The sequence below is a fragment of the Borreliella sinica genome (assembly GCF_033969665.2).
Lineage (GTDB): Bacteria > Spirochaetota > Spirochaetia > Borreliales > Borreliaceae > Borreliella > Borreliella sinica.
In genome coordinates this window covers 581,193-599,519 of record NZ_CP135180.1, presented here as the reverse complement: position 1 = coordinate 599,519, position 18,327 = coordinate 581,193, and the positions used below count along the sequence as shown (strand labels likewise).

The window sequence follows — 18,327 nt, the reverse complement described above, 5'->3', positions numbered from 1 at the left end:
TCTATTCAAAATTGTTTTAACTAAATTATATAATAATTCAAATCTTTTTGTTCGCTAATTTGTATTTTTTTATTAACATAGTCTAAGTTTATTTCAAATTTTTTTAACTTACTTCCGGGTACTTCAAAAAAAAGATCTGCAAGCACTCTTTCCATAACACCGTGAAGTCTTCTAGCCCCAAGATTTTCATTCTCAAGATTCATATTGAAAGTAAGCTCCGCAATTCTATCTATAGCCTCCTCACTAAACTTCAAATCTAAATTGTAAACCTTAAACATCGCAACATATTGCTTTATTAAAGAATTTTTTGTTTGTTTTAGAATTCTTTTTAAATCATCTATGCTCAAACTCTTAAGCTCAACCTTAATCGGAAATCTACCTTGAAGCTCAGGTATTAAATCAGAAGGTTTAGCCAAATTAAATGCTCCTGCTGCAATAAATAAAATATGAGAAGTATCGACTATTCCATATTTTGTATTAACTTTAGAACCTTCAATAATTGGCAAAATATCTCTTTGAACACCTTCTCTAGATACATCATTGCCACTTCTATTCTTAGCAGCTATTTTATCGATCTCGTCAATAAAAATGATCCCCATATTTTCAACTTTAGATTTTGCAATATCTGAAATGTTTTCATGATCAACCAATTTCTCAAGCTCTTCTGCTAAAATTATTTCCTTTGCCTTTCTAATCTTTAATTCTCTTTTCTTTTTCCTATCAAATATATTGCCTAATAAACCACCAATTCCCATATCAATCTCTTCAAAATTACCACCCGTAAATATTTCTATTGTGGAAAATGGCATCTTACTAGAGATTTGTATTTCAATAGTAGTCTCATCAAGTTCACCTGCTCTAAGCTTTTTTCTAAGCTTTTCTTTTACCTTTTCTTCTGCCTTTAGTTCATTTGGATCTATACTCTCAGAATTGCTAGATCCCTTAAAAAGACTCTCAACTATTCTCTCTTCTGTTTTTACCAAAGCATCATCTCTTACAGTACTATACATCTCCTCTTTTACCATATTGACTGCAATGCCCATTAAATCTCTAACCATAGATTCAACGTCGCGACCAACATAACCAACCTCAGTATATTTTGTAGCTTCAACTTTAATAAAAGGAGCTTTAATCAATTTAGAAAGTCTTCTTGCAATCTCGGTCTTTCCAATACCGGTTGATCCAATCATAATAATATTTTTAGGCATTACTTCATCTTTTATTTCTTTTGGAAGTCTAGACCTTATATACCTATTAACAAGAGCAATCGATACTAATTTTTTAGCTTCGTCTTGTCCTATTATGTACTTATCAAGTTCTGCAACTACATCTTTGGGAACTATATAATGCTCTTCTAATTTATTCATTTTCAATCTCCTCAAGTACAATGTTGGAATTAGTATATATACATACTCTTGCTGCTATTTTTAAAGATCTGCGTGCAACTTCAAAAGCACTTAATTTTTTATTCTCCATGTAAGCAAGAGCTGCTGAATATGCATAATTGCCACCACTACCAATTGAAATAACGTCCTCCTCAGGTTCAACAACATCACCGGTGCCAGAAATTAAAAGAATATTCTTAGAATCAGCAACAAGCATCATAGCTTCAAGCTTATGAAGTATTTTGTCAGAACGCCAATCTTTTGCAAGATCAACAGCGGCCCTTTTAATGTCAATCAAACCATCACCTTTGGCCTTGATTTTTTCTTCAAATTTTTCAAAAAGAGTAATTGCGTCAGACGTTGAACCTGCAAATCCTGCCAAAATTTTTCCATTAAGCAATTTTCGTATTTTAATAGCATTACTTTTTAAAACAGTATGTCCAAAAGTTACTTGTCCATCTGCTGCCACCACGGTTTTACCATTTTTTTTTATTGCAATAACTGTGGTCCCTTTAAAGTCCATATTATCCCCCTATTTATATACCTCTTTTAAAAGTTCTCCAATAAGAACATCAGATACATTTTTACAATCACAATACTCTTTAGGATCATCTTCAATATCATTGGAATCTACATACTCAATATTTAATAAAGCATAAAGATCCTTAATGGTTTTTATCTCTTGTGCGCCAAAACCATGTAATCTCACAGCTCCATCACCACAAAAATCTAAATCATAAACATAAATATCAAGCCCTAAGTCAAGACCAAGTTCAGCCGTAATCAATGCCCCTGATTTTAAAGGTGCATAAGTTACAAAAATAGCATCGGACAAGCCCGAAATCAATCTATTTCTTTTAGCAAAAAAATAATTTTGAATTTTATCAAATGGTAAAGTTTCGGTAATTATTCCTCCACCTTGTTCTAAAAGTTTGAAAACATATTTTCTATTTTGCTTAGGATAAATATTATCAATATCTGTTGGAATAACAGCAAATGTCCTCCTATTCTCAGAAATTGCTGCTATATGGGCTTCAATATCAGCTCCAATTGCAAATCCAGAAATAATCTCTACACCATTTTTTGCAAGATGTGAAGAAAATTCTCTTGTTCTCTCGGCAAGAGTTTTGCTAATTTTTCTAGAACCAACAACAGCCCAAGACAATGAAGAAAAATTTGGCAAATTGCCTTTATAGTAAATAGCAAAAGGGGGATCATAAATTCTTTTAAGTTTATTGGGATAAAATTTAGATCCTAGAATAGCAATTTTGGCATTGGTTCTTCTAATAACTTTTTCTTGCAATTCTACTAATTTTAAATCGGGCAACTTAAATGATCTCCTAAATGATCTTAAAAAATAAGACTCAATGTCCTTTTGAGTCATTTTAATAATATCATTAAAATCAAAATTATTAAAAAGTTTTAATTTTTCTTTGCCTTTTAAAAATTTTAAATTATCAATATAAAGCAGTTTAATCATAAATAATTACTTCAAATTACTCATGATCCTAGAAACACCTTCTTTTTGCTCTTCGGTTGAAGCATTTTTACTAGCTTTAGTATAAAACAATATAGCATTACCAAGATCACCTAGCGAATAATAATTTGCACCTCTTAACATAAAAAACTCAAAATAATCCTCACCCATATCATCAAGTTTATTTAAATAATTTTTAGCTTCAAGTTGTTTATCAAGATCATATACATACATATTAGAAATAGCAAAAAGAGATTCTTTAAAATCATCTCTAATTGAAAGTGATTTTAAAAAAGAATTTTCAGCAAGAATTATGTATTTTTCAACTTCATCTTTTACTCTTAAATTTTTAGCTAAATTGTAAGAAGCAACACCTACATAAAAATGAGACAAATAACTATTGGGGTTGATTTCTAAATTTTTAGCAAAATACTCAATAGCAGGTCCATACTGACCAAGCGTAAACAATTCCAGACCAATTAAATTGAAAAATCTGGCTTTCTTATCAATAGAATTAACAATCTTTAAAATATTCTTATCTTCTTTTTCAATAAATTCCTTATAAACTTCAATCTTAGATTCAGATCCACCACCTGAAATTTCCAATTCTCTTAATCTAAGGCCAAGATTCAATTTTTCTTTAGATTCACTCCCGCAAGATAAAAATAAATTAACGAGTATTATTAACTGCAAAATTTTCATTTACTCATCACTGCTTTTTTTATTTAAATTTCTAAGAAATGTTGGAACATCAATATCATCATCAAAATAATTGACATTTTTGGACTTTGCTGCAAAAGAAGAATCTTGATGATCATAAGATCCAGAGGGGAGATTTTGATTGCCTGACATTAAAGTATCAAACTCTTTAGAACTTAAAGTATTATTCTCTGGTGCATTTGATATTTCTTTTTGTTTTTTAGATGCAAAACCTGTAGCAACAACTGTAACGTAAATCTCATCTTCAAGATTTGAATTGATAGCATGGCCATATATTACAGTAGCCTCATCATCAACACTAACGGTAATTATCCCCATAATCTCTTCAAGTTCAAGCAATGAAAAATCATCCCCACCAGTAACATTAACAAGAAGCCCCTTAGATCCTTCAATGCGAACCTCTTCAAGTAATGGATTGCTAATAGCAGAAGTTGCAGCATCAACGGCTCTATTCTCACCCTTGCCATATCCGATTCCCATTAAAGCATCACCTTGCCCTTGCATAATGCTTTTAACATCAGCAAAATCAATATTAACCTCTCCATGTTCAATAATAAGTCCTGCAATACCTTGAACACCCATTCTCAAAACATCATCTGCACGCTTAAAAGCATCTTTAATGGTGGTTCTTTTGTCAACAACAGTTAAAAGCTTTTGATTTGGAATAATAATCAAAGTATCTACTGACTTTCTTAAGTTATTTATTCCTTGCTCGGCAAGTCTCAACTTTTTAGGACCTTCAAACTTAAAAGGCTTTGTTACAACTCCAACTGTTAAAATACCAAGTTCTTTTGCAACTTGCGCAATAACCGGAGCAGCTCCAGTTCCTGTTCCACCCCCCATACCAGCAGTAATAAATACCATATCAGCACCAGAAAGATGGTTGCGTATAACATCTATGTCTTCCTCTGCTGCGGCTTGCCCAATCTCAGGCTTTCCTCCAGCACCAAGCCCCGCTGTAACTTTTGCTCCAAGAGCAATCTTTATAGGAGCAATAGAAGTTTGGAGAGCCTGTAGATCAGTATTAGCCACAATAAATTCAACATCTCTTACTCCATATTCAATCATACGATTAACAGCATTACTACCCCCTCCCCCTGCACCAATAACCTTAAGAATTGTGGGATTTGTAGTAGAATCGAATCTCCTTGTATGACTATCAATCATATTATAATCTTTCATCAACGCTTCCTCCAAGATTGGTCAAAACCATTCTTTCAAAAACCAACCTTTCAACTTTGAAGATATTTTATTTTTTCTTTTAACTTTTCCGCCTACCTTCTTTAATTTATTGAATTTTTGTTGCTCATGCTTATAAAGAACAAGACCTAGAGCTGAAGAAAACTTGGGATCTATATGCTCTTCCCCAATCCCATTAATACTCATTGGCAAGCCTATTCTTGCGGGATAATTAAATACCTCTTCTATTAAATTAGAAATACCTGGGAATAAAGCTCCTCCACCTGTTAAAACTATCCCTCCATTAATTTTATTATAAAGTCCCCGCTTAAGTATTTCCGCTCTCATCATTTCAAAAATTTCTCTCAATCTTGAATTAATTATTACAGACAACTCTTTTCTGCTTTTCTCTTGTGGAGGTCGAGTTCCAAGATTTGGAATAATTACAGTTTCCATTTGACTTTCTAGAATAGATGGATGAGCAATTCCGGCTGTTATTTTAATATTTTCAGCAACATCCTCAGGAACCTTCCAAACTTGTGCAATATCAAGCGTCACTCTATTAACACCAATAGGGATCACTCCTGTATAATAAGGAGAACCGTCAATATAAAGAATAATGTCCGTTGTCCCTTTGCCCATATCAATAAACAAAACACCCATCTCACGTTCTTCTTTAGAAAGGGTTGCATAAGATGAAGCTAAGCTTCCAAGAACAACCTCATCAACAGCAAAGCCAGCTCGATTTACACATCTGACTAAATTTTGACTAGAAGAGCTAGACCCTGTAATAATATGAACCTCTCCTTCAAGGCGAATACCCATCATGTCTATTGGGTTTTTTATATGGGGTATTCCATCTACAATAAATTCTTGAGGAATAACATGAAGAATTTCTCTATCCATTGGAATGACAATTGCCTTTGCTGCTTCAATCACCCTCTCAACATCTTCTTCACTAATCTCTCTTGTTCTTGAATTTATTGCAACAACACCACGCGAATTAGTTCCCTCAACACTACTTCCAGACATAGAAACTGAAAGCGATGTAATATCACATCCCGAAATGAGCTCTGCAGCCTCAATAGAATTGGATATTGAATCAAGGGCCGCTTCAATATTTATTAAAACCCCTTTCCTAACTCCTCTTGATATACTAGTGCCTATTCCAACTATCTCTAATTGATCATTCAAATTTACCTCAGCAACAACAGTACAAATTTTTGAAGTTCCAACATCCAAACCTACTATCAAATTCCTAGACACTAACCTTCTCCTAACAAAATGATATCACCACTTCTTAAATCTATAACGCTAGGCTTTCCTTTAAGTAAATCAACTGCAAGAAACGCTTTATGCATCACATCCATTAAATCCATATCAACTGTTATCAATATTTTATTATATATACTTTTAACATACAAAATTACATTATAATCATAGAAATTCAATTTTAAAAAATTCACCTCTGATATTAAATTATACAAATATTTTTGATTTATTTTAAGATAATCAAGGCCCCTTACAACATTAAGCATTCTATCCTCTAGAAAATCTCCTACATTATTGTCATTCAAAACCAATCCGCTAATTATAGGTAAATCATAAATTAAATTTTTACTTTTTTCTAAAATCACACCGTCTGATGCGATACAATAATAAGTAATATTGCCATTTAAGTTTTCTAAAGCAACAGCAATGGGTATTCTTCTCTCTATTTTAATACTGATTTTATTAGGAAACTTAAGATCAACTTTAACGCCCTTTATCCTTAAATCTCTTTTAAGATTCTCCTCATATATTTTAACATTAGCATTATGATAATATGTATTGGGCTTGATTCCTGAAATCTTAATTATATCCTCTTTGGAAAAAGAAGTATCATCATTAATGCTAATATATCTAATCAAAAAATAAGGAGACGCAAAAACAATAATTATCATTTCAAAAAAAATCAAAGACGTTAAAAAATATATATACTTAATTAAAAATTTCCTTTCAAAAATCATAAACTAACCCGACTTATACTTAGTAGAAAAATCCGATCAATTATTACTTAAGTTCTTTGCAACATTTGAAATAAGACCAGAAAGTGCCATGGTAACAATAATAGAAGATCCTCCAGATGAAAAAAACGGCAAATTTATACCGGTGGGAGGCAAAAGACCAATCGCAATTAAAATATTCATCATACTTTGAAGAAAAATTGCAAGACTTGAAATAAACGCAATAAAAAATTTGAACCTACTATTAGAGTGAATAGCTATAAAATAGCCAAAGTAAAAAAACAAAAAAAATAACCCTATGGCAAACAAAATACCCAAAAATCCCAATTCTTCTCCAAGAACTGAAAAAATAAAATCGGAATTGGCCTCTGGTAGTTTTCCAAGTTTTATCTCCCCCATTCCCAGCCCTTTGCCTAAAATTCCCCCACTTTTTAAAGCATTAAGAGATGCTATTATTTGGTAACCTTTACCAGAAGGATCATCATAAGGATTAAGAAAAGCAAAAATTCTAGAAACCCTATAAGGTTCAAGCATCAAAAATATAGCAGAAACTGGCAAAAAAGTAATCACAATGGCAAAAACATAACTAAATGCCATATTAGAAACAAACAAAACAATAAAAAAGAGAATAGCAAAATAAATAGCTGTTGAATAATCATTTTGCAAAATTATTAAAACCCAAAAAATTGCAAAAATCAACATTGGCTTTAACCAGTATGAAATACTATTATTTCTTCTCGGATCGAACTTGCTCAAATAAGCTGAAAGATAAATAGTAAAAGATATTTTAAAAACCTCAGAGGGTTGAATACTAATACCTTGAAAGAATATCCATCTCTTTGCTCCAGAAATACTTGGGGATAAAAAAGTTGCCATAATTAAAAAAAGAGTTATAACCAAAAAAGGAAATATTGTCTTTTTGAAAAAATTTAAAGAAATTCTTTCAAAAACAAGAAAAGCTATAAAACTTAAAAAAAGATAATTAAGTCTTGTAAAAAATAAAAAATTTGGATTACCGGTTAGCTCTAAGCTTAGAAAAAAAGAAGAAGTATAAAAAACCACAAGCCCGTAGGCTACCAATAGTAGCAAAACAAGCAAATAACATGACCTAAGTGAATTTATCTCTACAAACATAACAAATTATCTGATTTTTATCGTACTTAAAGCAAGTATAGCAAATATAAGCCCTATTATCCAAAATCTAATAACAACTTGCATTTCAGACCACCCAAGTTCTTCGAAATGATGATGAAGTGGGGCCATTTTAAATACTCTTTTTTTAGTCTTTTTATAAACCATAACTTGAATAATTACAGACATAGTTTCAATAATAAAAACACCTGCAAGAATTGAAAAAAGTATTTCACTTTTTAAAATCAAAGCGGCCATTCCAAGAATAGCACCCAAAGCTAGACTGCCTGTATCTCCCATCATAATTTTAGCAGGATAGGCATTAAACCATAAAAATCCAAAACTACCTCCAAGTAACGCACCTAAAAATATTACAAGCTCTTCAGAGCCTTTAATATTTGGAATATGCAAATAAGCTGCAAAATCAGCTCTACTTGTAAGATAAGCAATTATTATTAAAGCCCCTGTTATAACTATGCTTAATCCAATTGCAAGACCATCAAGCCCATCTGTTAAATTAAAAGAATTAGAAGCAGAAATTAAAATAAACATACCAAAAGGGATGTAGAACATTCCCAAATCTATTTGGAAAGACTTAATAAAAGGAAAATAAATTATACTAACATGTTCACTTCCAAAATAATACAAAATGCTAACAGAAATAAAAGAAAATATTATCTGCCCATAAATTTTGAATCGGGCTTTAAGCCCATCTGGGGTCTTCTTTTTGATTTTCAAAAAATCATCTATAAATCCCAAAAAAGCAAATCCTAGCATAACAAAAACCATAATCAAAAAATAAACATTTAAAATATTGCTCCAAAACACTAAAGAGATAAAAACACAAAAAAAAATAAGAATGCCTCCCATAGTAGGAATTCCTGTTTTTTCACTCAAATGTCTTTTAGGACCATCTTCTCTTAAAATCTGATCGGCTCTCAATTTTTTTAGCCTTAAAATAATATGCGGACCTACAATCAAAGAAAGCAAAAATGCAAAAATTGTAGCATAAGCCATTCTAAAGGTAATATATTTGAGTAAACGCAAACCTAAAAGGTAAAACATAAGAACCTCATTATTATCTAAATATAATTTAAAATTCTCTCCAATCTATTAAACCTTGAGCCTTTAATGACAATAAAAACTGAAGGTTCTAGGCTTTTTAAAAAAAAATCAATAAATTTATCAAACTCACTAAAATAATATAAACACTTTTTAACTAAATTTTCAGAATCCCTAACATCTAAAAATTCTTTACCAATTAAAAAAATTTTATCAAAGTTCATTAAAATAGCCTCTTGAATTAAATCCTTGTGAGTTTTGTATGCAAATCCCCCAAGTTCTTTAAAAGATCCAAGAACTATAAATTTTTTATTTTGAATATTAAGATCTAAAATCATATTTTTTAAGGCCATAAAAGAGCCCATATTACCATTATAAGAATCATTTAAAATTAAATATCCATTTTTTGTTAAAATTTCTGCCCTACCCTTTTGAAAAGCAGTTTCAATAAGACCTTCTCTTATTTCTTTTTCTTTCATTCCCAAAAATAAGGCCAAATTAATGCATCCTATTGCATTAAAAATATTATGCCTACCTAGCAATAAAATAGAGTACTTAAAACCTTTGTAAACAAAATCATAAGAAAATTTCCCTTCTAGAAAAGAAAATGATTTAATATTAAGATTTTTAAAATCAAAATAAATAATTTTAACATTTGGATTTGCAATTTTTGCTCTTTTTTCAAGATAAAGACAATAATCATTCATTTCATTTGCAACAAAGATTTCAATGTTTTTGCCAATTATTTTGCTCTTTTCAAAAGCAATAGATTGTAACTCTTTGAAAGCTTGCATATGTGCATAGCTTATATTCGTAATAATAACAATTTCTGGTTTTAAAATTTGGGATAAAAGATCCATTTCTCCAACATAACTAACCCCAACTTCGAAAACAGCATATTCTTCATCACCTTCTACCCTTAAAATGCTAAGAGGCAGCCCAATGTCGGAATTTAAATTGCCCCAAGTTTTGTAAGTTTTATATTTCTTTGAAAGTATGCTATAAAGCATTTCTTTGGTTGTAGTCTTGCCATTGCTACCAGTAATAGCAATTCTTTTAAAACCTGTTCTTTCAATTAAACGAGATGCTAAAGTTTGAAGAAGTTTTATTACATTGCTAGTAAGCAAAAAAACTAACCCTTCATTATCATTTAAATATTCAATACACTCAGATTCATGATCTCTTGAACATATAAAACATTTAACACCTAAATCAATTAAATACTTAACAAAAGAAAATCCATCTACTTTATTTCCTTTATGTGCAAAATAAAGACTAACATTGATATTATCATCATTTATTTCGCGACTATCTAACGAGTAAAACGATACTACCTTTTCAATATTTTTTATATTTCCTACAAACTTCACATCCTTAGAAGAGATTAAAATATCCTTAATCTTTATACGCACCAAAACCTCATTCTAAAATCTTTTACTCAGTAAAAATATTTATATCTTCATTAGCTTTTTTTTCCAAATTTAATTCTCCAAAACCAACACTCTCTATTCTATTAATATTTTCAAGCTCATATATTACTGTCAGCAATCTTAAATTATCATCAATAATATTTTCCTGCTCACTATCTAAGTGATTAAATTCTCTAAGCTTTACAACATATCTGAAATTCAAGTAAATATTAAAACAAACTATAACTGTTAATATTAAAATTAAAATACAATAAATTCCAAACTCAATCTTACTTATATTATTCATAATTTTTTCAAAGCTCTAAGCTTTGCGCTCCTTGAAGGTTTGTTTTTTTTAATCTCATCAAAACTAGGAATAATGGGCTTTTTTGAAATCCTAGCATACAAATCGCAATTTAAACTTCTAAAAAAATCTTTTACAATACGATCTTCTATTGAATGAAATGTAATAATAGCTAAAACTCCATCTTTGGCTAAATTTTCTATCCACAAAGGCAAACTCCTTTTAAGCCTGGTAAGTTCATCATTCACATAAATTCTTAAAGCTTGGAAAGTTTTTGTAGCCGGATTTATTTTAAATTTTGAAAAAGGATAAACTTTATTTATTATAGATTGCAACTCTTTTGTAGTTTGTATTTTTTTAATTTTTCGATATTCTACAATAGCTTTAGAAATTCTTCTAGAATAATGTTCATTGCTTAAATCATAAATTAAACTTTCAAGATCATATTTATTAAAAGTGTTTACAATCTCGGCCGCACTAATGCTACAAGAAGAAGAACAAAGTCTCATATCTAAAGGTTCATCTTCAAGAAAAGAAAATCCTTTTTTACTGCCTTTGTAATGAAACATAGAAATACCAAGATCAACTAAAATAAAATTGGCTTTGACATTTAAAGGGTAATTGAAAAAAAAATTATCAAACCAATCATTAAAATACGTAACTCTATTTTCGAAAATAAGAAGAAACTGCTTTGCCCTTTCTAAAATTTGAGAATCTCTTTCAATTCCAACTAAACTTAAAAAATTATATTTTTCAAGAATAGCTTTTGCATGAACACCCTCTCCAAGAGTAGAATCGATATATATTAAATCGTTTTTTACAGGCAAATTTTCTATAAGCTTACAAATTGCACCAAGTAGTACTGGAAAATGAAAAACATTATTATTCATTTAATTTAAACCTATAAATTATTTTTTTTTCATTTCCATAAACATCGCCATATTTTATTTTAAGTTCATTACTACCTTTAATAAAATTAAGATCATTTATTTTAAGGCATCCGCCATCTTTTTTAATACTCAAAATATCTAACCCATAATCTTTCTCTTGGGTTAAAGCATACGTATTGTTAATCAAAAAAATATTTTGAAAATCTGAGCGAAAAATACTATTATTATTCAAAATAGCTTCAAAATAATAAATTCCTTTAAGAGAATTTCCAAAAGATTCTACTTTTTGGGTATTAAAATATAACAAAAGGTTGTATTGACCAGAATCAACATTTAAATTTATATTTTTTGATAATTCCAACCTTTCATCATCGCCCTTTCCTTTTAAAAAAACATCACCTAAAGTATAGACTGTCTCAGCAACTACATTGTTTCTATTCTTGATAACAAACAAAGGATTAATAATCTTTTTAGCATTAGAATCATTAACTACTAAATCAATAACACTCTTTTCATCTTTTAAAAAAATCTTTCCAAGTTTATAAAAAAATCCCCCTAAAATCTCTAAGCTCAAATTTAAATCATTGTCAAAAATAATTAAAATACTACTATTCCTATCTAATCTATTTTTCAAATATAAGATTTTATAATTATTTGAAAAAACAGATATAACTTTTTCTAAAGGTCTTAGCCTTACTCCAATATTCAATTTATCATTATCCAATACGCCAAAATCTTTAACTAAAGCAAACTTTTCATCATTTCTAAATTCCAAAAATGGATATAAATCTAAAATATTAAAGAAAAATATAAAAACAATTAAAATCACTGACCCAATCCCAAGTATTTTAAATCCTTATTACTATTAAAATACAAAAATCCCTTTCCAAATTCAACAAAAGAGCTTATCTCATCTTTAATAAAAACATTATCAATTAATCTAAAAGAATTTGCAGAATAAGTTTTTATATTAATAATTTTCTCACTTTCAGAATAAAAATATAATCTGTAAACATTTTGAAAATAATCATATGATGCTTTTAAAATAGAATTTTTATTTTCAACTTTAAATATTTTACCATTTTTAATATTTATCACCATAAATGAATCTTTGCCTTCAACGAATAAATTATAATAATCATCTATTTTTATAAAAGTCTCAAAACTATCAATGGTTAAATTGTTTAATTCTAAAATTTTTTTATAATTACTTTCTAAATCAATTATTTCTAATAAATATTCAGAATTACCTTTTAGTAAAACTAAATATTTATTATCAGCACTTAATTTAACAAAACATGTTGAAAATATTTTCTCTAGAAAATTTTCCATATAAGTTACCTTGCCTTGTTTATATATATAAACCTCACCATTAGAAAGCCCTAAGACCAAAATTTCATTATTATAATCCACACTTAAAATTGAGGATAAAAAATTGAGGGCTAATATATTATTTCCTACAGAATCATAAACCTCTAAAGTTCTATAAAAGTTGTCTAAAGTAAAAATTAAATTATTTAATACAAAAACATAATCTTTGAACTTAAGTGTAAATAAAAATTTATTATTCTTAACAGAAAAAACAGAATAATCCTTATTAGAATTAAAAAGCACATAATAATAGTCTGAATAACTTATTAAGTTGTCACTTAAAAGAGAATAACCAGACTTAGCAAAATTAAGATTTAAAACTTTGTTTGATATAAAAACATTCTTGCTTGAATTCATATTTTTATAATCAGATTTATTTTCAAAATTCTTAAAATCATAAAAATTAGATACATTCATAGTAGATCTTATAAAAAAATCAATCAAAATTATAAATAATAAAAACAAACTCAAAATCAAAAAAATTTTTAATTTTCTAAATTTAATTGTGCCTTCTTCTGCATTAAAACTCAATATAACTATTCCCCCCCCCATTTTAATCTATCTATTTTGCTTTAATTAAATCTGAATTAAACTTTGAAGACCAAACTTCATGAAACCTTGAAAATTTTTCAGCAGATTCTTTTTGAGAAGATATAATAGCTAAAACTCTTCCAGCCTCAAGATAATCAAGAGAATGCAATCCAAATTCATGAGATCCACTAAGCTCATATTTGCTCCTCAAAATAAATGCTCCTTCTTCTAAAAGCTCCAACACTTTAATAAGATGTTCAAATTGAAATTTATAATAAGGACTCTCAAGTTCTAAATTTTTAGAAAAACCTCTAAAATCAATAATGTTTTTAGAAAAAACAATAAATTTAAGATACATATCTTCAAGAAAAACAAGTGTTTTGGAATCTTTTTTGCTAAAATTTTTAGCCAAATCTATCAAATAGCCCAATTTTTTAACAATTAAAAACCTCTCTTCGGGATTTAAATTAAGAGATTGAGGCATTTCAATTAACTCACTTGGGGTGATATTAAGAACAGGGCTAATAACTAAACTAAAATCAGAAATCAATCCAGACAAAATTTTTTTAATAGAATAATTCACTTTCAATCTGGGTTTAGTATAAAAATAATTTAAAGACGAAATATAGCTTAAAACATTTAAATTGAAATTGATAAGATCAAATGAAAGCTTAGAATTTGACGTAAATTTATTATTTTCTTTTATAAAAGCTATATCATTTAAGGTTTTTAAAACAAGATTATTTATATATAGTATTTTTTTATAATTTTCATTATCAATTAAATCCATAAACACCTGCCTAACTCATACAAAAGCGATTTATTGGCTATCTAATATATTGATTTTAACAACAACCATATTAAATATTTTAACAAGTTATAAATTTATAAAAAACATTCTTAAAGTATTAACTTTGTGAATAAGCAAAACATTAACATACATATAATAAATTATGCAAAACTTTAACTACTTTTCAAAAGCAATAAGTCTTAAAAATACAAAATCCTTTAGTTTCACTAAAGATTGGATTAAATCAAAAATTCAAACAATAAACAATAACAATATTTATTTAAAAGAATATGGATTAAAAACATTAAACTTACAATAATTTGTTTTTTAACCTTTTAACAAAAGTATCAGTACAAAATGAAACAAAATTCAAACTTTGAGAAGAAATTTCAAACTCAAAAACAGCATCAACTCCGAAAGAACCAAAATTAATTCCATCTAAAAAAATTGATGCTGATGCTATAAAGTATTCCTTAGGGAAAGAAAGAGAAAGTTTGCTTAATTTAGAAAACACAAAAGAACGATTATAAACAGAATGAGGGGAAATAGGTGTAAGTAAAAATCCCTCAAGATCTGCTTCTAAAATGGGGCCTCCTGCTGAGAAAGAATACCCTGTTGAACCTGTTGGAGTAGAAACAATTATCCCGTCACTTTTATATGATAAAAAATTTTCAGAATTAACCTTAAGATCTATACAAATCATTTTATTAAGAACACTTGAGCGAATAATAATATCATTTAAAGCATATTTAGAAATTAAATCTTTACCGTACTGATAAACTGTTACATGAAGCAAAAATTTTTTATTAATAACTAAAGAATTATTGAAAAATCTATCTATTACTTTTTTAAAATCTTCAATCTTAATATCTGCTAAAAACCCCACCTTCCCCATATTAATTGAAATAATTGGGATATCAATATTTTTACTTTCAAGAAGCAAATTAACAGCCAAAAGAACTGTACCATCTCCTCCTAAGGTTATCAAAAAAAGGAAATTTTCTCTTGAGAAAGAGAATGCGGGTTTACTAACATCTATTAACACCACCTCAATGAAATACTTAGTTTCTAAATAAACTTTAATATCATTGCCTAAAATACTAGCTCCCGACTTTAAAGTATTAATACAAAGAAGAACCTTATTCTTCATGTTGATCTTTATAGGGAATATTGTCAAATTCACCTTTATCAAAAATTTTTACAATATCAATTAATACTAAATATTCACTCTCAAGATTATCAGCCTCTTCAAGTTTTACAACTCCAGATATATATTTTCTATCTAAAGTTTGCAAAGTAGCGGGGGGTTCTTGAACCCTAGAATCATCAAAGCTAATAACTTTAAGAACCCTATCAACAAAAATACCCAAAAGTTTATTTTCAATCTTAACTATTAAGTATCCTGTTAAAAGCATATCTTCTTCTGTTATCGAAATAGAAGGAACTTTAAATTTAATATTCAAATTGACTAAAGGAATAATACTGCCCCTAAGATTATAAATACCTATAATATATTCTGGAACATTTGGTATCGCATAAACTCCTTCTGATGGGACTTTAATAATTTCTCTAATATGCTCTATTGAAACCCCATAACTTTCTTTGCCTATTTTAAAACCTGCAACTTGAAGTTGCGACTTACCGTCCTTGGATCTTTCTTTTCTCAACATACTTTATACCTTTAAATTGATACCTATAACAATTTAATTAACTTGCTACTTGCCAAAACTTTTACCCAAAAAATAAATTTCAAAAGAATTTTTCCTTACGGCTTTGGGTCTAATTTTTTTTACAAATTTAAAATATTTTTCAAACTTTTTAAAAATTTGCATCTCATCTCCCCCCTGAAAAACTTTAATAAGCAAATTTCCTTTTTTAAGTAAAACTTCAAGAGACAAATCTACTATTCTCATGCTTAGATTAAAAGAATTGCTAGTATCTACAAGTCTATTTCCAGTAGTTTTAGGAGCCACATCGCTAATTACAAGGCTATAAGGCCCAAAATTATTAATTTGAAAAACCGTATCATCTGAGAATATGTCTCCCTTTACAAAATAAAAATTATCAACATACTTAAGATCAATATCATTAATATCAACAGACACAAGAACGCCTTTTTTAAGCTTTTTATAAGCATATTGAGAAAAGCTACCAGGCGCTGCACCAATATCTAAAACATTGCCAGAAGAAAATAAAGAAAATTTTTCATCAATCTCTATCAGCTTGTACACAGATCTTGCTAAATATCCTTCTTTTTTAGCTTTTTTAAAATATTCATCATCCAAGCTATACACAGCAATCCCTTTAATACACTTTATTATACTTTTTCATTATAATTCTTATTATGCAAAATAAACTATTTTTAAAAAAAATTGAAAAAAATATTAACAACATCTTTTCAACAACTAATTTTTTAAATTTATTCAAAGATAAAGATTTAAAATTTACTTTTAAAATAAAAAAAGAAACCCTTGATTATATTAAAGCGCCAGCAATTGAAATCATTAGTAGAGGTGGAAAGCGAATAAGACCAATGATAATGATTCTTTTAGCATATGCATTGGGTTTAAAAGAAAAAAACGATAAATTAATATATAAATTAAGTCTACTACTTGAACTTCCTCATTCTGGAAGCTTAATTATTGATGACATTGAAGATAATTCGCTAAAAAGACGGGGTACATCAGCAATACATTTAATCTATGGAATAGATAACAGCATAAATGCTGGAAATTTAATTTATTTTTTACCTGCAAAATTACTAGAAAAATCAAATTTAAAAGAAAATCAAAAATTACTGATTTATGAAAATTTTTTTACAACTCTTTCAAATCTTCATCTAGGACAAGGAATTGATATTAAATTTCACAATGAATCATACATTCCAAGCATTAAGGAATACATTTCTTTAGTAGAATTAAAAACAGCCTCACTTTTCGGAATGGCTAGCTTTTTAGCTGCAATACTCACAAATAACGAAGACAAAGCTAAAAAAATTTATAGTACATTCTTAAAACTTGGCGTTTATTTCCAAATAATAGACGATATTAAAAACATTAAAAACAAAATTAATGGCAAAGAATTAGGAGACGATTTACTTGAAGGAAAAAAAAGCTTGCCAATAATTTATTTTTTACAAGAAAAAAATTTTGAACCAAAAATTATTTCAAAATTTAATCAAATAAAAATTGAAAAAAATACTAACTCAAAAAAAGAAATATTTAAGCTAATAGAGATGATAAATTCATCAAAATCAATAAAAAATTCAACTATTATTGCCTTAAAATATCTAAACGAATTTAAAGCTGAACTCAATTTATACCCATTAACAAATAAATATAAAAATCTGCTAATAGACATTGCCGAACAAATTAAAGAAGGAATATAATGAGAAAAACAATAATAATGGGGCTTTTTTATGGCTTGATCATAAATATACACCCCACAATAACATCAACATTAAAACTTAATAAACAAGCAAACAAATATAAAATAGAAAAACTTTACCAAAAATCAATGCAACTGAAAAAATTAAAAAAATATAACAAAGCTATAGTAAATCTAAAAAAAATAATTAACATAGACCAAAACCAAGTTGATGCTCATCTTTTGCTCTCAGAATTAGAATATTTAAATAATAACTGGAAAAAAGCGATTATTAAATCTCAAGATTACTTAAAAATAATAGATTTTAAAGATAAAAAAAACTTTTTGGATATTTCTTGGGCCTACTTTTTAATAGGAGAAGTTGAAAATTCAATGGACTACATAATTAAATTTTTTCAAAGCGGTAAAGAATTGTTTAGAGAAAATATATTTATAGCAATTGATGCTCTTTTTAAAAAAAGTATTTATCATTTTATAAACAATGAAAATGAAGCATTTAACACCATATTAATCCATACATTCCAATTAGCATTTAATGACGACACTTTATTTACAATTTTTTTAAATAATTTAGAAATAATAAAACAAATACCCTTTTATTATTTTAATAGAAAAAAATTAAAAGAATTATATTTCCAAATTAGCACCTTAAAAACAATTCAAAATACAACATGTGGAACTTAAA

At 28.1% G+C, this 18,327-nt stretch carries 20 protein-coding genes; 2 read left to right on the top strand and 18 right to left on the bottom strand.

Annotated features, from left to right (window positions below; translation table 11 throughout):
• Nucleotides 1-20: 20 nt before the first annotated feature.
• From hslU to QIA41_RS02720, 18 genes are all read right to left on the bottom strand, one after another.
• Nucleotides 21-1,367 carry an HslU--HslV peptidase ATPase subunit gene (gene hslU / locus QIA41_RS02805; RefSeq protein ID WP_320292514.1) on the bottom strand — a complete coding sequence of 449 codons (1,347 nt, stop codon included), beginning with the start codon at nt 1,365-1,367 and terminating at the stop codon, nt 21-23.
• Nucleotides 1,360-1,908, bottom strand: coding sequence for an ATP-dependent protease subunit HslV (hslV, locus tag QIA41_RS02800; protein ID WP_320292513.1), 549 nt, complete (start codon nt 1,906-1,908; stop codon nt 1,360-1,362). The genes hslU and hslV overlap by 8 nt, the downstream gene beginning before the upstream one ends.
• A gap of 9 nt (nt 1,909-1,917) precedes the next feature.
• Entirely contained in the window at nt 1,918-2,862 is a 945-nt protein-coding gene (gene dprA / locus QIA41_RS02795; protein WP_320292802.1) for a DNA-processing protein DprA, read from the bottom strand.
• A gap of 9 nt (nt 2,863-2,871) precedes the next feature.
• Nucleotides 2,872-3,564: a tetratricopeptide repeat protein gene (locus QIA41_RS02790; RefSeq protein WP_320292512.1), complete on the bottom strand. Its 693-nt coding sequence runs from the start codon at nt 3,562-3,564 to the stop codon at nt 2,872-2,874.
• Nucleotides 3,565-4,764, bottom strand: coding sequence for a cell division protein FtsZ (gene ftsZ / locus QIA41_RS02785; protein ID WP_320292511.1), 1,200 nt, complete (start codon nt 4,762-4,764; stop codon nt 3,565-3,567).
• A gap of 21 nt (nt 4,765-4,785) precedes the next feature.
• Nucleotides 4,786-6,027, bottom strand: coding sequence for a cell division protein FtsA (gene ftsA / locus QIA41_RS02780; RefSeq protein ID WP_320292510.1), 1,242 nt, complete (start codon nt 6,025-6,027; stop codon nt 4,786-4,788).
• Nucleotides 6,027-6,770 carry a cell division protein FtsQ/DivIB gene (locus tag QIA41_RS02775; RefSeq protein WP_320292509.1) on the bottom strand — a complete coding sequence of 248 codons (744 nt, stop codon included), beginning with the start codon at nt 6,768-6,770 and terminating at the stop codon, nt 6,027-6,029. Before QIA41_RS02775 ends, ftsA begins: the two co-directional genes overlap by 1 nt.
• 36 nt (nt 6,771-6,806) lie before the next feature.
• On the bottom strand, nt 6,807-7,865 hold the full coding sequence (ftsW, locus tag QIA41_RS02770; RefSeq protein WP_320292801.1) for a putative lipid II flippase FtsW: 1,059 nt from the start codon (nt 7,863-7,865) through the stop codon (nt 6,807-6,809).
• A gap of 42 nt (nt 7,866-7,907) precedes the next feature.
• Complete coding sequence (gene mraY / locus QIA41_RS02765) at nt 7,908-8,963, bottom strand: phospho-N-acetylmuramoyl-pentapeptide-transferase (RefSeq protein ID WP_320292508.1); 1,056 nt, start codon at nt 8,961-8,963, stop codon at nt 7,908-7,910.
• Between the two features lie 17 nt (nt 8,964-8,980).
• Nucleotides 8,981-10,372 (bottom strand): UDP-N-acetylmuramoyl-tripeptide--D-alanyl-D-alanine ligase, encoded by a 1,392-nt coding sequence (locus QIA41_RS02760; protein WP_320292507.1) that lies wholly within the window; start codon nt 10,370-10,372, stop codon nt 8,981-8,983.
• Between the two features lie 22 nt (nt 10,373-10,394).
• Entirely contained in the window at nt 10,395-10,676 is a 282-nt protein-coding gene (locus tag QIA41_RS02755) for a hypothetical protein (RefSeq protein ID WP_320292506.1), read from the bottom strand.
• The gene (rsmH, locus tag QIA41_RS02750; protein ID WP_320292505.1) at nt 10,673-11,563 is read right to left on the bottom strand and encodes a 16S rRNA (cytosine(1402)-N(4))-methyltransferase RsmH; all 891 of its coding nucleotides are present in this window, start codon (nt 11,561-11,563) and stop codon (nt 10,673-10,675) included. The genes QIA41_RS02755 and rsmH overlap by 4 nt, the downstream gene beginning before the upstream one ends.
• Nucleotides 11,556-12,392, bottom strand: a complete 837-nt coding sequence (locus tag QIA41_RS02745) for a hypothetical protein (RefSeq protein ID WP_320292504.1) — start codon at nt 12,390-12,392, stop codon at nt 11,556-11,558. The genes rsmH and QIA41_RS02745 overlap by 8 nt, the downstream gene beginning before the upstream one ends.
• Nucleotides 12,389-13,465 carry a hypothetical protein gene (locus tag QIA41_RS02740; RefSeq protein WP_320292800.1) on the bottom strand — a complete coding sequence of 359 codons (1,077 nt, stop codon included), beginning with the start codon at nt 13,463-13,465 and terminating at the stop codon, nt 12,389-12,391. Before QIA41_RS02740 ends, QIA41_RS02745 begins: the two co-directional genes overlap by 4 nt.
• A 31-nt stretch (nt 13,466-13,496) precedes the next feature.
• The gene (locus tag QIA41_RS02735) at nt 13,497-14,255 is read right to left on the bottom strand and encodes a hypothetical protein (RefSeq protein WP_320292503.1); all 759 of its coding nucleotides are present in this window, start codon (nt 14,253-14,255) and stop codon (nt 13,497-13,499) included.
• A gap of 310 nt (nt 14,256-14,565) precedes the next feature.
• Complete coding sequence (locus QIA41_RS02730; RefSeq protein WP_320292502.1) at nt 14,566-15,405, bottom strand: NAD(+)/NADH kinase; 840 nt, start codon at nt 15,403-15,405, stop codon at nt 14,566-14,568.
• A complete protein-coding gene (locus tag QIA41_RS02725) occupies nt 15,395-15,925 on the bottom strand; it encodes a chemotaxis protein CheW (protein ID WP_320292501.1) in 531 nt (176 codons plus the stop codon). The genes QIA41_RS02730 and QIA41_RS02725 overlap by 11 nt, the downstream gene beginning before the upstream one ends.
• A gap of 45 nt (nt 15,926-15,970) precedes the next feature.
• A complete protein-coding gene (locus tag QIA41_RS02720; protein WP_320292500.1) occupies nt 15,971-16,549 on the bottom strand; it encodes an RlmE family RNA methyltransferase in 579 nt (192 codons plus the stop codon).
• Nucleotides 16,550-16,599: 50 nt separating this feature from the next.
• On the opposite strand from QIA41_RS02720, the gene QIA41_RS02715 reads away from it, so the two are divergent.
• Nucleotides 16,600-17,643 (top strand): polyprenyl synthetase family protein, encoded by a 1,044-nt coding sequence (locus tag QIA41_RS02715; protein WP_320292499.1) that lies wholly within the window; start codon nt 16,600-16,602, stop codon nt 17,641-17,643.
• Nucleotides 17,643-18,326, top strand: coding sequence for a tetratricopeptide repeat protein (locus QIA41_RS02710; RefSeq protein ID WP_320292498.1), 684 nt, complete (start codon nt 17,643-17,645; stop codon nt 18,324-18,326). The genes QIA41_RS02715 and QIA41_RS02710 overlap by 1 nt, the downstream gene beginning before the upstream one ends.
• The last annotated feature ends 1 nt before the right edge of the window (nt 18,327 follow it).

What these genes read in the sequence shown, in the direction of transcription:
- QIA41_RS02730 (WP_320292502.1), bottom strand. Translation starts at nt 15,405, where the DNA reads ATGAAGAATAAGGTTCTTCTTTGTATTAATACTTTAAAGTCGGGAGCT.
- QIA41_RS02710 (WP_320292498.1), top strand. Translation starts at nt 17,643, where the DNA reads ATGAGAAAAACAATAATAATGGGGCTTTTTTATGGCTTGATCATAAAT.
- hslU (WP_320292514.1), bottom strand. Translation starts at nt 1,367, where the DNA reads ATGAATAAATTAGAAGAGCATTATATAGTTCCCAAAGATGTAGTTGCA.
- QIA41_RS02725 (WP_320292501.1), bottom strand. Translation starts at nt 15,925, where the DNA reads ATGTTGAGAAAAGAAAGATCCAAGGACGGTAAGTCGCAACTTCAAGTT.
- QIA41_RS02755 (WP_320292506.1), bottom strand. Translation starts at nt 10,676, where the DNA reads ATGAATAATATAAGTAAGATTGAGTTTGGAATTTATTGTATTTTAATT.
- QIA41_RS02790 (WP_320292512.1), bottom strand. Translation starts at nt 3,564, where the DNA reads ATGAAAATTTTGCAGTTAATAATACTCGTTAATTTATTTTTATCTTGC.
- rsmH (WP_320292505.1), bottom strand. Translation starts at nt 11,563, where the DNA reads ATGAATAATAATGTTTTTCATTTTCCAGTACTACTTGGTGCAATTTGT.
- QIA41_RS02735 (WP_320292503.1), bottom strand. Translation starts at nt 14,255, where the DNA reads ATGGATTTAATTGATAATGAAAATTATAAAAAAATACTATATATAAAT.
- hslV (WP_320292513.1), bottom strand. Translation starts at nt 1,908, where the DNA reads ATGGACTTTAAAGGGACCACAGTTATTGCAATAAAAAAAAATGGTAAA.
- ftsZ (WP_320292511.1), bottom strand. Translation starts at nt 4,764, where the DNA reads ATGAAAGATTATAATATGATTGATAGTCATACAAGGAGATTCGATTCT.
- QIA41_RS02775 (WP_320292509.1), bottom strand. Translation starts at nt 6,770, where the DNA reads ATGATTTTTGAAAGGAAATTTTTAATTAAGTATATATATTTTTTAACG.
- mraY (WP_320292508.1), bottom strand. Translation starts at nt 8,963, where the DNA reads ATGTTTTACCTTTTAGGTTTGCGTTTACTCAAATATATTACCTTTAGA.
- QIA41_RS02715 (WP_320292499.1), top strand. Translation starts at nt 16,600, where the DNA reads ATGCAAAATAAACTATTTTTAAAAAAAATTGAAAAAAATATTAACAAC.